Source organism: Bradyrhizobium sp. NBAIM14, assembly GCF_020193895.1.
Taxonomy (GTDB): domain Bacteria; phylum Pseudomonadota; class Alphaproteobacteria; order Rhizobiales; family Xanthobacteraceae; genus Bradyrhizobium; species Bradyrhizobium yuanmingense.
Genome location: NZ_JADYVQ010000003.1, coordinates 541,619 through 557,668 on the forward strand (window position 1 = coordinate 541,619; position 16,050 = coordinate 557,668).

Genomic DNA, 16,050 nt, shown 5'->3' on the forward strand with positions numbered 1-16,050 from the left:
GGCGATAATCCCGTGATTCCGATCGCATTACCGTTGGTTGCTGAGGAGGAGGCCGACGCAGCTCGCGCAGCTGTACTCTCCGGCTGGGTCTCGCAGGGCCCCCAGGTGGCAGCCTTCGAGCGCGATTTTGCGGCCCTGGTCGGTGCGCCTTATGCCTGCGCCGTTTCCAACTGCACAACCGCCCTGCATTTGGCGCTCGTCGCCCTGGAGATTGGGCCTGGCGACGAGGTCATCACGGCCAGCCACTCATTTATCGCCACGGCCAATTGCATCCGATATTGCGGCGCGACTCCGGTCTTTGTCGACATCGATCCCGGTACATACAATATCGACCCTAACCGGGTTGCCGAAGCGATCACTCGGCGCACACGCGCGGTGATCGCCGTCCACCAGATGGGTATGCCCTGCGATCTGACAGCCCTCGCCACGCTGGCCGATCGCCAGGGCATCATCTTGATCGAGGATGCGGCCTGCGCAGCCGGCAGCCAGATCCGAGTGGATGGCAGCTGGGAGCGCGTCGGCAAGCCGCATGGGCGGATCGCCTGCTTCTCCTTTCACCCCCGCAAGGTCATCACGACCGGCGAGGGTGGGATGCTCACCACCTCCGATGCGAAGCTCGACCATAAGTTCAGGCTGTTGCGCCAGCATGGCATGAGCGTTCCGGACATCGTGCGGCACGGCTCACAGCAGGTGATCTTCGAGGACTATCTAGTAGTCGGCTACAACTACCGCATGACCGATATACAGGCCGCGGTCGGACGCGAGCAGCTCGAGCGGCTGCCTGCACTGGTGTCTCGACGCCGCGCGATCGCGGCCCGCTATCGAGAAATGCTCGGCAATTTCGGAGGCCTGAGACTGCCGATCGAGCCCGAATGGGCGCGGTCCAACTGGCAGAGCTATTGCGTTGGGCTGCCGGACCGCGTCGACCAGCTCAAGATCATGCAAAGCCTGCTCGATCAGGGCATCGCGACTCGACGCGGCATTATGTGCTCGCACCGGGAAGCGCCCTACGCCAAGGACAAGCACCGCCACGATCTGCGGCACTCCGAGTTCGCGCAGGACAATTCGATTCTGTTGCCAATTTACGCGCAGATGAACGAGGAAGACCAGGAGCGGGTCGCCTGCGCGTTGCGAAGGGAGCTCCAAGCCTCTGCATTGTAATAGGCCGCGTTCCTCAAGGCCCAAGACGCTCTGTGCGTTCTTCATGGCGCGTCATCGAGCAAGTTACGGCTTAGGCTCATCAAAGTGCGGATCCACAATAGGCGAGTTATTCCAAATGCAAAAGCCGCTTGTTAGCTTTGTCGTCCCTTGCTACCGACTGGCTGCTTTCTTGCCAGAATGTGTCGACAGCATCCTCTCGCAGACCTTTGAGGATTTCGAAATCCTCATCATGGATGATTGCTCTCCGGACAACACGGAAGAAGTTGCCAGAACATTCACAGACAGTCGCGTTACCTATGTCAGGAACGAGCAGAACCTGGGAGCGCTCCGGAATTACAACAAGGGAATACTCTTAAGTCGAGGGAAGTACGTTTGGCTTATATCGGCTGATGATCGCTTGCGCCGACCGTACATACTGCAAAGATACGTCGAAACCCTGGAAAATCATCCGGAGGTCGGCCTCGCGTTCTGCCCCGGGGTTAGCCTGAGACGTGGAAAAGAAGGTGCAGTGATAGATTACTCGACCTATGGAGACGTCGATACGATCGTCAGGGGAGAGGAGATCATCAAGCACTCATTGAAAGTAAAAGGAAATGCGATTCTGGCTGCGTCGGTGCTTGTTCGACGTGACTGTTACGAGAAACTGAGCCTCTATCCGGTCGACGTGGTATGGGCCGGAATTCCGGTCGATTTCATATGGGGCGGCGATTGGTACATGTGGCTATTGTTCTCCTTGAACTATCACGTCGCATACTTTGCAGAGCCGATGGTGTGTTACCGTGAACATGAACTCAGTATGACAAACGCCATCACTCAAGAGAAGATCGATATCTGCTGGCACTCCGAGTTGGCCGTCATCACGATGATATCGCAGGCTGCCAAGGAGAAAGGCGCCCTGACAGTATATAAGGCTTGCTTGGGTGCGCTCGCCAACTTCTATGCCAAACATTGTGCCTCAAAACCCTATTCGTGGATGGGGCAGACATCCTGGTCCACTATAGATCTTCAGCAGGTGGAAGCGACACTCGATCGCAGCCCTTATACTGAGCAGGAGAAGGCGTGGATCCGTTCACGCATTATGGTGGCGCTGGCTGAGATCTATTATTCAGAGGGCGATTCTGTATCAGCGAGATCATACTATTTGAAGGGATTGAAGCTGAAGCCTTTCATGCTGCCGGTGTTCTTGAAATTGATTGTTCTTTCATTCGGTGGTCCAGGCCGGCAGGTTCGCGACTTGCTGCGAACCGCTCGAGAGCATTTGGTGCGAGGCTGATTGAAGGATCAGTTTCCGAGTTTAACCGACTCTTTTGCTGTAAGTTCGATGAAGAAGACCCTAGTGATCAGCGACAGGTTTCCTCTGCCTGAGAAGTTTGGCGCTGACATCAGAACCATGAATCTCGCACGATACTTTGCCGGCCTTGGGCCCGTCGATATTGCGTATCTCTCGGATTTGCCCTCCGGCCTGCGACAGATGGCAGGAGCGGGGGGACATCTCGAAAAGGAGGACGTATTCTCCGGGAAGTATTGTTTACAGAAGCTGGAGTACCCTAGAACCTTGCGGGGACGGTTCGGAATGTCGGTCCGTGGCTTTCCGTATCCCGTTAGAGAGTATAGCAAAGCCTCGATGGAGAAGTTGGTCGCGCTAATAGAGTTTGGCGGCTACGATTTTGTGCTGGTGCGATACCTCCGGAATACCGCCGGGCTTTTTGGATTGTCACAGACGGCGAAAATGAAGGTCATCGTTGATATTGATGACGTCCTGACTCTTTCACTCTATGATACGCTGTTTACCCCGACGAATAATGCCTTGAGGAAACTGTTCCGTGCCATCAACAAGGTGCTCCTGACCTACTATCAAACTCGTTGTGTGACCGCCTTTGGCGCCTGCTTGGTATGTTCCGAGAAGGATAAATTGGATCTGTGGGGTGAAAAGGCCTCTGAAAGTATCTTCGTTGTGCCAAACACGTTGGGGATGAGAGGTCCAGGAAAACTCCCCATGGGGAGCGGGTTCGCCGGCCGACACATTTTGCTGTTTATTGGTGCGCTTCACTATCAGCCTAATGTCAGCGGCTTGCTCTGGTTTTTGGAGAACGTGTATCCGCTCTACAGGAATGTGTACCCCGATGCCGTTCTTTTGGTTGTTGGACGTGACCCATTGCCAGAGGTGATCGAAGCTTGCGCTCGCTCAAAGGGAGTCGAGTTGCATCCCGATGTCCCTGATGTCGTCGAGTACTACAAGGACTGTAGAGCGGTTGTTGTGCCATTGCTCGAGGGTAGCGGGACGCGGTTAAAGGTTTTGGAGGCGGCACTCTTGGAGAGGCCCATTATCTCTACAAGGAAAGGTGTAGAAGGGCTGGATGTCGTCTCTGGCGTTCATTTTTTGGAGTTCAATGATGATCGTAGCTTTTGCGAGGCGTATAGGGCCTTAAGCAACGAAACGGTCTATGACGCTCTTGTGGCAAGCGCTGAAAGCATGGTTCTAGAAAGATATTCAAACAGCGCTCTTTCTGCTTCAATGAGCAAGGTGGTTGCATATATCGATTCAAGGAAGGCCAAAATGTCCTCGCCGAGGTCTCACACCCCCCGCAGGGCAACCTTCCGGTGAAGCTTTCAATTAGCTACGAATTCTCATCCGTCCAGAGCGCCACTGCCCAGGTGCGGGACCGGGAGGACCCCTGCAGTCCGCGCCGCATGTCGCAGGCTTGGCCGATCTCTTAGTCAATCGCTCTCATGCCCTTGCACTTCAAGCGTGAGCCTCGGCTTGGACTTACGGTGATCCAGCCCTAGGCAGCGTTCAGCAGGAAAGCTACCTGGTCGCCCTGCTGTTCAATATTCAGCGTTGCCGCCCTCTTGGCAAACTCTCTCATTTCCCGCCGGCTGAACAAATCGTCTGGTCTGGATGATGCGAGCGGCTTGGAGCTCCTGTACATTTCGCTTCCCCAGAACTGAAATGCAGTCGAGTCGTCGATTGATTGCCTAACACGCAAACCACAGCGCTCCGCCAATGCACTCATTCCCTTGCGAGAGGGTATCACAACGTGGCGCGGCGCATCCAGTTGCACCCAGTTCGGGCCGTACTCTCTCCACGCATGCGAGGATGAAGTTGGGATGCGAACCAGAATGCGGCCACCGGGCGCAAGTAGCCTTCTTGCATTGCTAAGACTTTGGTCCGGCTCAGGCATGTGTTCTAACGAATGATTGAACATGATGAAGTCGAACTCGCCGGACATACTCTGAAGATCCGATTTTCGAATCGTCACGGCACCTGCTGTTGGTTCGACAATGTAGGGATCGACTCCTGTAAGATTCTTGAACCCTGCCGCAGACATTCTGTAAAGAAGTTTCCCGGACCCGCAGCCTACGTCAAGCACCCGAGAACAGGGATTAATTCCAAAGCATCCGATGACCGCTACGATGGGGTCGTACCTCACAAAGGACGCCACGGCTCCCAATATGCTTTTGGTGCCAAGTGCGTGCGCGTCCCTGACGGCAGTAACACGCGAATTTCGCGACGGTCTGGAGAATGAGTAATACCCATCGGGGTAAAGGCGGCTCTCATCGGCTACGTCCGATAAGCGCTGGATCGTCCCACAATCACTACATTCCTGGTACTCAAACCGCTCTTTTGTGCCAAACATCATCTCAATAAAGACGTGGTGGCGATGTTCGCTGTCTGACAAGCAAGTTTTACAAATCATATCGAGTACCTAGCCACAACGGCGGATCGACTGCCGGCTCAGCGATCGGTGAGGCCGTAGAGGTGCAGTGTCCTCACTATGATGCGAAACTGACGAGCTTGCCGACGCCTTCGGCCTGATCGCTCTGTCCAACCTTCTTGATCGGGCCGTCACTTTGCATGCCCCGCCTGTCGTTCTCGCCGGGTTGCGGCCCGCGGGCAATCAAGCGGAACTCCGTTGGCGCCCGGGGGTCGAAGCTTGTTGTATCTGCAATGAATATAATAAACAAACTGCCGGCTGTCCAAATTAAATAGGCAAAGATCGTATGTTTAATTCCGAGAGCTTCCTCTTAAAGTTCAACCGAAGCCCGCGTCGCCCGGGATTAGGCTGCGCCGGCGTGGGCTTTGCCGGGCGCACCCCGTAAACGTTGAGCATGGTCGGGGCGCGAGGCCGGTATTTCAGTCGAAGCTCGATGCTATAATATAACCAAAACGCCTCCCCACTATTTAAATAAATGGCGATTGAAAATTAAATCAGATTTAATTATGTTGAGGCGCGGAGGAGCCCTCCGAGGGGCTCCGGGTCTGACAGGCGGGATGCCATGCGTCCTGAGGCGACACGGAGTTTTATTCTTGAGTGCAGACAAAGCGGTGAGTAGGCGGAATTTCATGTGCTTGCGGACTGCGTCTCCGGCGGGCCCGAGAAAGCCATTCTTGGTTTGCGCGCTGAAGAATTGCAAAAAGTCTGGCGAGCGAACCGGGAGGTCGTGCAGATGGCGCCGGCGTGTCAGGCTCGACTGAGCAGGAGCATTTCGTGATGTCCAAGGCACATCCGCCCAAGGCTGGAGGAAGGGCTGAAGACCCCTTGGTCACGGTCGTGATGTGCGTGTACAACGCTGGTAAACATTTTCGTCCGTCGCTGTTGAGCATAATTAATCAGACATACAGGAACCTGGATATTCTCATTGTCGACGATGGTAGCTCGGACGGTTGCTTCAGCTCAGTTCAGGATTTGCTGGTAGATGAGCGTGTTCGCGTGATCCATCAAGCGAACTCAGGCAAGCCTGTTGCTATCAATCGAGCGCTCGATCGGATCCGTGGCGAGTTTTACGCAATTCAAGACGCGGATGACATCAGCTATCCAACTAGAATCGAAAAGCAGGTTCGTGCGCTGCTCAACAGCCCGCATTTGGCTGCCGTGTTCTGCGGCAACGAGCTCATCATCAACGAGAGATTCATGGCACCCGTGTTTTCGCCGAAAAGCGAGAGCGACTGCCAGTCCGAGATCAGGGCCTTTCAAATGCCGGCTCTCGATCCCACGGGAATGTTTCGAATGTCATTGGTTGGCGATATACGGTTCGAGCCGTCATTAATGGTTGCCGAGACCTGCGATTACATATGGAGAGTCGGGGAGGTGCATCCGATGATCGTATTGGGGGAGTGCCTTTATGCCTACCGCATTCTTCCCAATTCCCTCAGCCGACGGGCGCCAACCTGGCGGAAGCAGTTTGAGGTCGATGTCTTCAGGCGAGCATGCGAGCGGCGCGGTTTGCGGTTTGAGCAGGGTTGCGCGAATGCGATGTGCGGCTACAGACGATCTAACAACAGTTTATTGGACAACAACATCGCCGCCCATTTCATCAAGAGCGTGCTGGATTGGCGTAGGTCGAACCGTCGGTTGTCGGCATTAAAGACGGGTTGGCAATGTGCGTGTTTGCACCCAACGGATCCGCACTACTACAAAGCGCTGGTTTACGCCTTGATTTCACCCAGCGTAGCGAGCCGCCTGCGTCGTGACTTCCTGGCGACTCCCCTGGAGACGACGAAATGAAGCGCCTCGTAGGGAGGAACCGTCGCCTTGTGGGGCGCCTCGGCTTCGAGCGCGCTGCTTGTTTGCAGAACTTCTCAGATATTTGAGGTACTCGCGTTGACCCGCAAAAGCTTAGAATTGGAATCGGGTTCTCAGCTTACGTATCTGTATGGTCGGCAGCGGAGTCCAGTTGGTCGCGCGGCGGGGGCGCCGCGTTGGGGGACGGAACTGTATCTGAAGCTATTGTTGGTCGCGATTGTCTTGCCCGAAGGGCTGTCTTTCTTCGTCGGCGATTTTCGCCTCTCGGTTGCTCGAGTTCTAATTTTCTGTTCCTTCATCGCCGCGCTACAGCAGCTTGGACAGCGTCTAGGCACGCGAACCGTCGTCTGCGTCCCATCGGATATCTTGGCTCCGCTTACGGGCGTTTGGATGATGTTGGCTGCCACAGTCACTGATGGTCCGGCGGGTTTTAAAGGGGCTGGAATCGAGGCGCTCGAATTTGTGGGCGCATACCTGACGTTCCGGTTTCTTCTCGGGCCGGTCGATAGTTCCGTTCGAATAGCACGGTTCTCCTGCAAGCTGATGATTGTGATCGTCGGCATAGCGCTCCTTGACCCGCTGAGTGATAAACTGTTCACCTATGAGTTCATCAAAGGTATTACCGGCTATGCGAAGCTCAGTTACGATGGACCATTAGCAATCAGGGCTGACACGTTCTATCGGGACGGTGTCGTTCGCGCCATGGGGCCGCTCGAGCATTCGATATTGTTCGGTGCTGTTTGCGTTTGGTTTGGGGTCGTGGCCTTCACTACGTTCAGGCACCAGGTACTCGGCTGGGGTGTGGCGGGCATCGCCCTCATCGGTGTGTGGTTTTCGCAGGCGCGCAGTCCATTGTTGGCCTATTTGATCGGATTTGCGCTGGCGAGTTTCTATGCCGCAAGCCCTCGCTTCGCTGCCCGATGGAAGTTGGTCGGGTTGTGTGTGACCGCGCTACTCCTTGTTGTTTTCACTTTCTCTGGCAGCCCGGTCGCAACCCTTGTGCGCCTCAGCGGAGTAAGCCCGGAGGCGGCATGGGCTCGCCAAGCGATTTGGGACACGGGAGGACCTGTGGTCCTCGGTTCGCCGATCTTCGGAATTGGTTTGAACGGCGACTGGAATTGGCAGTCGCATGGCGCGCTCGTGAGTTCGAGCGTAGATGCCTTTTGGCTCGCCACCGCAATGTCGTATGGAATTCCGGGAAGCGCGTTGATCCTTTTGACAATTGCCAGCGCATGCTGGCTTGGCTCGATCGACAAATCGCCTCACCTTACTCCCGAAGAGAGACGGCTGTCAGTGGCGCTCGGAATTGTAATAGCGACGATCGCTTTTCTAGGGTTCATTGTGCACTTTTGGGGCATTTGTTGGATCCTCATCGCTGTGTTTACCGGGATGCGAGCGAACCTCGCGGAGACCGCCATACTGCGCGATAGAGCCGCACCAGCGGCGCAAACGAGGTGCAACCCGATTACCGGAGACATTTGAAGACGGTGGACCGCGAGGTCATTACGCTGGCAGGGATGCCGATCAGGATTTCTCGCTGCGCAGGACTAAAGCATGAAGGTTTCCATTATCATACGAACTTACAATCGTGCGTACATCATCGGAGAAGCGATCGAGAGTGCCTTGAATCAGACGTATGGGAATTTCGAGATAATCGTCGTTGATGATGGATCCAAAGACGGCACGGCCGCAGCGGTGAAAAAGTTTCGAAGCGACAAAGTGCGTTACATTCGGCATGATCGCAATCGCGGGGTCAGTGCGGCAGGCAACACGGGTATAAAGGCCGCCAACGGCGATATCATTGCTCATCTGGATTCGGATGACCTGTGGAAGCCGGAGATGCTCAGCAGTCTCGTCGATGTTTTGCGTCGGCATCGTCAGATTGGCGCGGTGTTCTGTGACGTTGAGGTCGACCGTGGCAGATCCACGTCGTCAATTGTCTCAAGCATGCGTGCATTTCCGAAACTGCTCGCATCGCGCTCGCGCTCTGATTTCGATGTCTTTCTCTTCAGCAGCCGTGAGATGTATCTGTGTTTGCTGGAAGAAGTGCCTATCAAGCCGACTGCGGTATTGATCCGGCGCACTGTTCTGGATGAGCTTAGAGGTTATAATGAATCATGGTGTTCGGGCGAGGACTGGGAACTGTACCTGAGAATCTCGAAGCATCATGGATTTGGATACGTCGATCGCAAGCTCGCAGTTATGCGGGTACTCGAGGATTCAACCCTATCGAAATTCCAGGAGGAGGATAAGTCGTCCTTGCTGCAGCTGGCAGTGAGCGAGAAGAAGGGGCTTCGGCGAGATCGCGAAGCACTCGAAGCGGCAAATCGTGCAATCGCTCGGCATTGCAAGGATCTGGGATGGATCTATCTGCACTCGGGAAGACGAATGAAATCGATCTCAACCTACGCTCGCGGATTTGCCGAAACGGGACACGTACCTCTCGTTATGAGAGCCGGCGTGGCTCTTATGCCTCTGTCGCTTACTGCGGGTTTGAAAAAGCTACTTCTATCCAGCGATCGCTCGCTCGCTCCATGAGAGATCTTTCCGGCGAAGTGGTCGATGGTCCCTGTGTGCGTGAATAGAATGACTCAAAACCACATCTCCGACAGGCCGGCGGCACGGCGGATTGCATTCGCCACGATCGGGGATGGGCGCCAGGTCGGGTTCTGGTCCGGTACCCCGTTTCACATGTCGAGATCGCTCGCAGGTGAAGGTCACGAGTTGGTCCATATCGGTCCGTTGAGCGCACCGATACTGCCCCTATACAAGACGTATTCCAGGCTTTGCCGTGCCTTTCGCAGGCGCGGCCGTTCCCCGTTGCATGCGGGGGCGGTCGTTGCACAGTATGCAGCGGACTCAGCGCGTAAAATCCGAGCGGTGTCGCCCGATATCGTCTTCGCGCCGGCCGGCTCTACCTTTGCATGGAGTGTGCCTAACGGCGTTCCGCTCGTCTATGCGTCCGACGCGACCTTTCGGCTCATTGAGAACTACCATCCTAACTATCGAAACTTGTCGCGAGGTGCTCGGGACGTCGCTGAACGCGTGGAGCGGGACACGATCGCGCGCGCGGATCTGATCCTCTACCCGTCGGAATGGGCAGCCGAATCTGCCATCAGGGACTACGGTGCCGACCGTAGCCGGGTGCATGTCATTCCTTGGGGCGCCAACCTTGAAGAAGCGCCGGATCGTGCCTCCGTGCTAGGTTGCCGCAAGCCGGGTCCCTGCCGTCTGCTCTTCATCGGCGCCAACTGGGAGGAGAAGGGCGCTGACATCGCGGTCGGCGTCCTCGCTGAACTAAGGAAGAGGGGCATGGAGGCGGAGCTCGTGATCTGCGGATGTACTCCGTCGAAGTCAGTTGCTCAGGATGGCCTGACGATCATCCCTTATCTCGACAAGTGTGATCGCGAACAGCGCAACCGATTGGATCAACTCTATCGGGACGCGGATCTATTTCTGCTGCCGACCCGGGCGGATTGCTATGGAATCGTGTTCTGTGAAGCCGCGGCCCATGGAGTACCGAGCATTGCGCCGGCCACTGGCGGCGTCCCCTGCGTCGTCCGCAACGGGGAGACGGGCTTGTTGTTGCCACCGAACGCGACGAAGGCGGAGTATGCGGCGGTCATCTTCGAGACCTTTGCTAACCAGGATCGGCTGGCATGCCTGAGACAATCGAGCCGCGACGCCTTCGAAGCCCGATTGAACTGGCAGGCTTGGGCCCGGCGGGTTTCAGATCTGATGGAAACTCTATGATCGTCTTGAATTATCATGAGCTGGTGGAAGCCTCGCCTTCGAACGCGTGGTGCCTGACTCATGAAGCGTTCGAAGTGCATCTCGCACTTTGCGGGGAAGCGCTGGTCTCGCCCCAGAATTTTCTGGAGCATTGCTCCGATCCGACATCCCACGGCACCGGCGCGGTCCTGTTGACTTTCGACGATGGATTTATTTCGGACTATACGCATGTCTACGCCCGTTACATGACGACCGGTCGTATTCCGGGTTTCATGTCCTTTATCCCGGTAGACTTTGTAGGCTCGCCGGGACGTATGAGTTGGGACATGATCGAGGAGCTTGCCAAGGGGGGTGTTGCGATCGGTTCACATGGCATGGCCCACGTCGATTTGACGACCGTCTCGGACGCAGAGCTCGAGCGCGAGCTCGGTGTGTCCAAGTCGATGCTCGAGGATCGCCTCGGTCGACAGGTAGCTCTCTTCGCTTTCCCATATGGACGGTTTTCCCGACGGGTCTGGGAGGCGGCGCTGAGGGCTGGCTACACACACCTCTTTACAATCCAGCTTGGATATCATCGCGGCTTCGAATCTTTTTTGTACTCCCGCCTTTGTATGACGAACAACATGGATGCTGAGTACATGCGCCGCCACTTGCGCGATCCGGATGCGATGCGCGGCGTTTCCTGGAAAATCAGCACAAAGCTCGGGCTCTATCGCCAACTCATGCGCTTGCGGTATCACTAGCGCTTTAGTATTTGGGCGGTTTCAGTGCTGTGCAAAGCCAGGACATCGCCCGTTGAGTCGTCTTGGCCTCGTCGATCACCTCGAATGCTCGTTTTGCCTCCCGCAACACTGCCAGTGATCGCCGCGATGCGGTGTAGTTCGAGACGATGATGCAGCCTCCCGGTTTGAGTGATTGCGCGTAACGCTCGAGCGACCGAACGGGGTCGCGCAAATAGAAAAGAGACTCGTTGAAGACGATGACATCGAAACGGCCGTCGGGCTCGTACACGTCGCCGTCAGCCTGAGAAAAGTCAGTGCGATCGTCGTTGTACAGACGGAGCTTCTCGATTGCCACGTCAGAGATGTCCACTCCGACATAGCGTGCATATCCAAGCTGCTTGAAGCGCTCGAATAGCATGCCGTCTCCGCAGCCGATCTCGAGGTACTCGCCGCCACGTCTAAAAGCGTCCATGAAACCAATGAGTGTCCAGTAGCGAGCTACTTCGCGCTGCATGTAGGTCCAGAGGCCATCGCTGTACTCGGCGTCCCAAGTGGATTTCGCTTTTGGGCTGTCACCGAACCCCTGCGCAGTCTCCCACTCGCTAACGGCACGCCCCAGCGCGTCGCCAAAAGGCAGCCGGGCCAATCCGAAGGCATAGTACGCGGCGCGCACCCGGCGCCATGCGTGGTAGTGAAGTGCTGCAAGCATTCCCAACCTGCCAACGCGTATTCGACGTCAGATAGTTTAATACAGGTGAAGTTATCGACAGATCAAGAGTGTACGGCGGGCGAGAACTGCAGATTTCATAGTACCTGTGAGGTGAGCTTCGCCCGGTCAATTCGCCTGCGCATCTCGGACCTTTGTCCGTGAGCCGCCAAGGAACGATTCCCGCAAATGTCTTGCGCTCCTATCGTTCCGTGATCGGATCGAGAGTACCACGCCCCGCAGAATCACAGCACGTCCCAATAACTCGCCCCGCTGCCAACGCGCGGGCATCATCAGGTAGTGGCTGGACGCTGCCACATCGGGTCTTCCGTTGCCGCGGATCGGGTCTAAAGCATTGTTTCTAGCTGAAAGCCGGCCGGGAGTATTGTCCGCGAGAAGGTAGTGCTTTTGGCAGGAGCTACACACTCCGAATATTCGGAGAAATGGGTTGGCTTGTGCAATGCAGAAATTAAATGCCTATTAACAGTTGACGGATGTATTTAACTGCGCCTATCATTATTCGTTTTTGCAATTTGTGACAGAAAATCAAAGCCATGAGGAATGGTTTTGCGGAAGCGATAATTTCCCTTTCATTGCATGCATTGCCAGGGCGGTTGCGCCTAAGCGTTAAACCCGGAGCGCTCGGTTACCGGGTTGGTCGACGGATTTGTCTTAAGTCGCTGTTCACAGCTGGTGGCCCATCGCTGTCCGCTTGGCATGCTAGCCCCCGACCAATTTTCGCTTGAAGGGAGTTGTCATGCAGATCGGGCCGGCGCTTTCAGGTGTATTAGGTACCACGACGATTGAGGAGTTGCGGCGCCCGGGAGCGCAGGATGCGATCGTGATCGGCGGGGGAGCCGCCGGGGGATTGGCGGCGCTCTTACTCGCCGAGGCTGGCCTGCGCGTGCTTGTGCTTGAGGCCGGGTGGCAGAATTCGCCGCGAACGACTGGGATGCGCCGAGCTATAGCCAGGATGAGCCGTAGGCTCGCGGACCCTGCGACACTTCGGTTGCTCCCTCCTGCGGTTGTTCCCTTTGGCAAGATGGCCTTGAGAGGCCTCGGCATGTTGCGCCAGCCCATCCAATCTCGCTGCAGCATCTGGGGCCGAGCACCGGAATCGTTTGTAGATGATCATGACCTGCCTTACGTGACGCCACGGAGCCAACCTTTTGTCTGGATACGCGCGCGAACGCTCGGCGGACGCGTGGGCCTTCCAGGGCACGGCCGGCAATACTATCGGCTGAACTCCTCCGACCTTGCGCCGTGCGATGGATTGAGCGCGCCTTGGCCGCTAGAGCCGGGTGAGTTGGACCCCTGGTATTCGATGGTCGAGCGACGGCTAGCGCTTGCCGGTGCCATGGATGGCGTACCATGGCAGCCTGACAGTCACCTCTCGCGAGAACTTGAACCTTCACCGAATCAGTTCGCGCTGATGGCAGCGATCCGCGCACGGTGGCCTCACTCGCGGCCGATGCTCACGCGCTTTGCCGCACCGCTGGATGCCTTGGAAACTGCTGCTCTTACAGGGCGCCTTCGATGCCGTGAGGGCGCAGTCGTACGGCAAATCGATGTTGATCGATCAGGTCGCGTACGCGGCGTAGTCTGGTTCGATCAACAAAGTGGAACCGACGTACGTGCTTGCGCTCCGTTGGTCTTTCTGTGCGCGTCCTCGTTAGAGTCGACACGAATACTCTTGCTTTCGCGTTCATCCAAAGGGGGCCAAGGGCTCGGTGCAGGATCTGACGCGCTGGGGCGCTACTTGATGGACCATATTGTCGTAACTGGGTGGGGTGGAGGTGCGCCGCTGAAGCCCAGCCCAGTGCTCGAAGATGGGTGCGCGATTTACCTTCCACGCTTCGATGCGCGCGACGGGCCCGCGCCCCTCGGCGGGCGAGGTTTTGGCGTGCAGTTGTATCAATTTCCAGGAGGGCACGGGCGTTCCCATTTTACTGCGGTTAGCTTCGGTGAAATGCTTCCTCGTGCCGAAAACCGAGTAACGCTACATCCTACACGACGGGATATATGGGGAATCCCCGTATTGCATATCGACTGCCGCTATAGCGAAGCGGATTTGGCGCGTGCCCGCGATCAGGCAGCTGCCATACGCGAGATCGCCGCAACATCTGGCGTGACGTTGAGCCGCGTTAATGAACGGCCGGCTCCGCCTGGCTCCGCGATTCATGAATGCGGGACCGCCCGGATGGGTATCGACCCCGCGACCTCCGTGCTCGATCCAAATAACCAGTGCTGGGACGCACAGGGATTGTACGTTACGGATGGTGCCTGTTTCCCGTCCCAGGGCACGCAGAATCCCACTTTGACCATTCTCGCTCTGACCGCGCGCGCATGCCATCATGCGGTGAGCACCGTCGCCCAAACAAAGCGAGAAGCTGCATTCGGACTAGCCGGAGGCGCGTCATGACGGTGGCTGCTGCCGCGCCGTTTCGAGAAATCCTTCCGCGAAACATGCTCCCCCTAGGTTTTGGATCCGGCGCACTGTTGAGCAAGCGACGAACCCGTCGTGAGGCTCTTAAGTTGCTCGAAGCAGCTATGGATTGTGGGGTCACATATTTTGATACTGCGCGAATGTATGGCGCCGGTCGCGCAGAGGGCATTCTGGGAGAGTTGGCGGCGCGAAAGCGGGAGCGCCTGGTTCTGACAAGCAAGGCGGGCATTGTCCCACAAAGTCATGCACTTCATGTCCGCGCAATGGGTCGTAGCATTCGTCTTCTGCACAATGTCGCGCCAAGCTCAAAGAATTACCTGCCTGTGCCGTCCAACTATCTGCCGCGTTTCGGAGCCTTTGGTCTCGTGGAGTTCCGAAAAAGTGTCGAGACTAGTCTCAAGGAATTGCGTACAGACTATCTCGATATTCTACTCCTGCACGAGTGCAGCGCTGCCGACGTAGAGGAAACGGACCTGATCCGTCTTCTCGATGATCTCAAGCGTGAAGGGAAGGTTCGCGCCATTGGCATAGCGACAGGCATAGAGGAGACGGTGTCCATCCTCCAAAGACATGCAGCGCTGTTCGACGTTGTGCAGATTCCAAATGCCATCTGGAATATGAACGTCAGGAAAGTTCCGGCAACTAACCGCCTCGTGATTACGCATTCGTCTCTTACCAGCCGATTTAAAATACTGCTTGATCGATTGTTGTCCGATGAGCGGATGGCGGCTGAATGGCGTTCGCTGACGCAGGTAGATCCACGCGATTCAACAGAACTGGCTCATCTACTGCTGGCTCATGCGCTGAATGCAAATCCAAACGGGATCGTCATCTTTTTCTCATCCAATCCGTCGAATGTTGTGGCAAACGTGAGATCTGTCAGCAGTCGAGCTATCGACGAGAAGCAGATCGCGGGCTTGAACGCATTATTGGCGAGAAAGCATGTTGCCGAATTTCTTGACGCGAGCTTCCGAGATCTGAGTTTCTGATCGGTGCAGACCGACGACGGTGGCTTGACTTTGCATCAGTCAGACGCGGCGGGGTATGGTCAGGTCGTCGGCAGGACCTGATCGAACATCTTGTTGCGACCCTGCCGGGGAAGCGGGTGACTGTGTGCTGGGCTCGGGGGACATCAACGATCAGGATAATCGGCGCGCGCTCGTAACTCTCGATCTGAATGGTGTGTCCGCAACGGCATTTGCTTTGCTTGGCGTTTTGCGGATGGCGCTGGATGGGCCATTACCTGAATCGGGCAATATGGGTTCGGATTGTTCGCACCGCGATGTGTGCTCAAATGCTCTTGCTCGACGCTCGCGCTCTTGATTGTCCGGACAAAAATTATGTCGTGTTTGGCGGCGGATAATCTGTGGATCGAAATATTTAATTGGTTTTCTGCTGTGGCGCCGTCGACGACACTTGGTAAGCTGTTGTCTAGTGGCGAAGGCGTAACATCGATTCCGGCATACTTTTGTATATCTTCGACCGCTCCGTGTGGCCCTCGTTCAATGCGGTGCACGAGTGGTTGATCGGACTGAAGAAATTTCCGGCATTTAATTCGCGCGATGCGAATGTGTCTAGGGTAGCTCAGGAAATTACCTTGGGTGAGCCGTCGTGTCGTCGCAAAAAAGCCTCCACCCGCCGGGAAGACGCACCCCAACGGCGCTGCGCCAGCAGAGTCGCACTTGGGGTCGCGTCGCTTGGGGAAACAATTGGGCGCGTGCCAGGGGCAAACCAGATTGAAATTAACAGGAGAAAACT

The 16,050-nt window shown here is 56.2% G+C and carries 12 protein-coding genes; 10 read left to right on the top strand and 2 right to left on the bottom strand.

Annotated elements, in window-relative coordinates; translation table 11 throughout:
- Nucleotides 1–12: 12 nt before the first annotated feature.
- The 3 genes from I6F28_RS11610 (at nt 13) to I6F28_RS11620 (ending at nt 3,766) form a co-directional block, all read left to right on the top strand.
- A complete protein-coding gene (locus tag I6F28_RS11610; protein WP_225139933.1) occupies nt 13–1,161 on the top strand; it encodes a DegT/DnrJ/EryC1/StrS family aminotransferase in 1,149 nt (382 codons plus the stop codon).
- A 115-nt stretch (nt 1,162–1,276) separates the two neighbouring features.
- A complete protein-coding gene (locus I6F28_RS11615) occupies nt 1,277–2,434 on the top strand; it encodes a glycosyltransferase family 2 protein (RefSeq protein WP_225139934.1) in 1,158 nt (385 codons plus the stop codon).
- 48 nt (nt 2,435–2,482) lie between these two features.
- The gene (locus tag I6F28_RS11620) at nt 2,483–3,766 is read left to right on the top strand and encodes a glycosyltransferase (protein ID WP_225114276.1); all 1,284 of its coding nucleotides are present in this window, start codon (nt 2,483–2,485) and stop codon (nt 3,764–3,766) included.
- 178 nt (nt 3,767–3,944) lie between these two features.
- Here the strand turns inward: I6F28_RS11620 and I6F28_RS37470 are convergent, their stop codons facing one another.
- A complete protein-coding gene (locus I6F28_RS37470; protein ID WP_346656736.1) occupies nt 3,945–4,859 on the bottom strand; it encodes a class I SAM-dependent methyltransferase in 915 nt (304 codons plus the stop codon).
- A gap of 795 nt (nt 4,860–5,654) precedes the next feature.
- Here I6F28_RS37470 and I6F28_RS11630 point away from each other — a divergent pair.
- The 5 genes from I6F28_RS11630 (at nt 5,655) to I6F28_RS11650 (ending at nt 11,161) form a co-directional block, all read left to right on the top strand.
- Nucleotides 5,655–6,668, top strand: a complete 1,014-nt coding sequence (locus I6F28_RS11630) for a glycosyltransferase family 2 protein (protein WP_225139935.1) — start codon at nt 5,655–5,657, stop codon at nt 6,666–6,668.
- Between the two features lie 225 nt (nt 6,669–6,893).
- Nucleotides 6,894–8,168 carry an O-antigen ligase family protein gene (locus tag I6F28_RS11635; RefSeq protein ID WP_225139936.1) on the top strand — a complete coding sequence of 425 codons (1,275 nt, stop codon included), beginning with the start codon at nt 6,894–6,896 and terminating at the stop codon, nt 8,166–8,168.
- 72 nt (nt 8,169–8,240) lie between these two features.
- Nucleotides 8,241–9,224, top strand: a complete 984-nt coding sequence (locus I6F28_RS11640) for a glycosyltransferase family 2 protein (RefSeq protein ID WP_225114272.1) — start codon at nt 8,241–8,243, stop codon at nt 9,222–9,224.
- 153 nt (nt 9,225–9,377) lie between these two features.
- Nucleotides 9,378–10,439, top strand: a complete 1,062-nt coding sequence (locus I6F28_RS11645; RefSeq protein WP_225139957.1) for a glycosyltransferase family 4 protein — start codon at nt 9,378–9,380, stop codon at nt 10,437–10,439.
- On the top strand, nt 10,436–11,161 hold the full coding sequence (locus I6F28_RS11650) for a polysaccharide deacetylase family protein (protein ID WP_225139937.1): 726 nt from the start codon (nt 10,436–10,438) through the stop codon (nt 11,159–11,161). The genes I6F28_RS11645 and I6F28_RS11650 overlap by 4 nt, the downstream gene beginning before the upstream one ends.
- 4 nt (nt 11,162–11,165) lie before the next feature.
- Here the strand turns inward: I6F28_RS11650 and I6F28_RS11655 are convergent, their stop codons facing one another.
- On the bottom strand, nt 11,166–11,849 hold the full coding sequence (locus I6F28_RS11655; RefSeq protein WP_225139938.1) for a class I SAM-dependent methyltransferase: 684 nt from the start codon (nt 11,847–11,849) through the stop codon (nt 11,166–11,168).
- A gap of 754 nt (nt 11,850–12,603) precedes the next feature.
- On the opposite strand from I6F28_RS11655, the gene I6F28_RS37760 reads away from it, so the two are divergent.
- Together I6F28_RS37760 and I6F28_RS11665 are read left to right on the top strand one after the other, a co-directional pair.
- Nucleotides 12,604–14,268 carry an FAD-dependent oxidoreductase gene (locus tag I6F28_RS37760; RefSeq protein ID WP_225139939.1) on the top strand — a complete coding sequence of 555 codons (1,665 nt, stop codon included), beginning with the start codon at nt 12,604–12,606 and terminating at the stop codon, nt 14,266–14,268.
- A complete protein-coding gene (locus I6F28_RS11665; RefSeq protein ID WP_225139940.1) occupies nt 14,265–15,281 on the top strand; it encodes an aldo/keto reductase in 1,017 nt (338 codons plus the stop codon). The genes I6F28_RS37760 and I6F28_RS11665 overlap by 4 nt, the downstream gene beginning before the upstream one ends.
- Nucleotides 15,282–16,050: the final 769 nt, after the last annotated feature.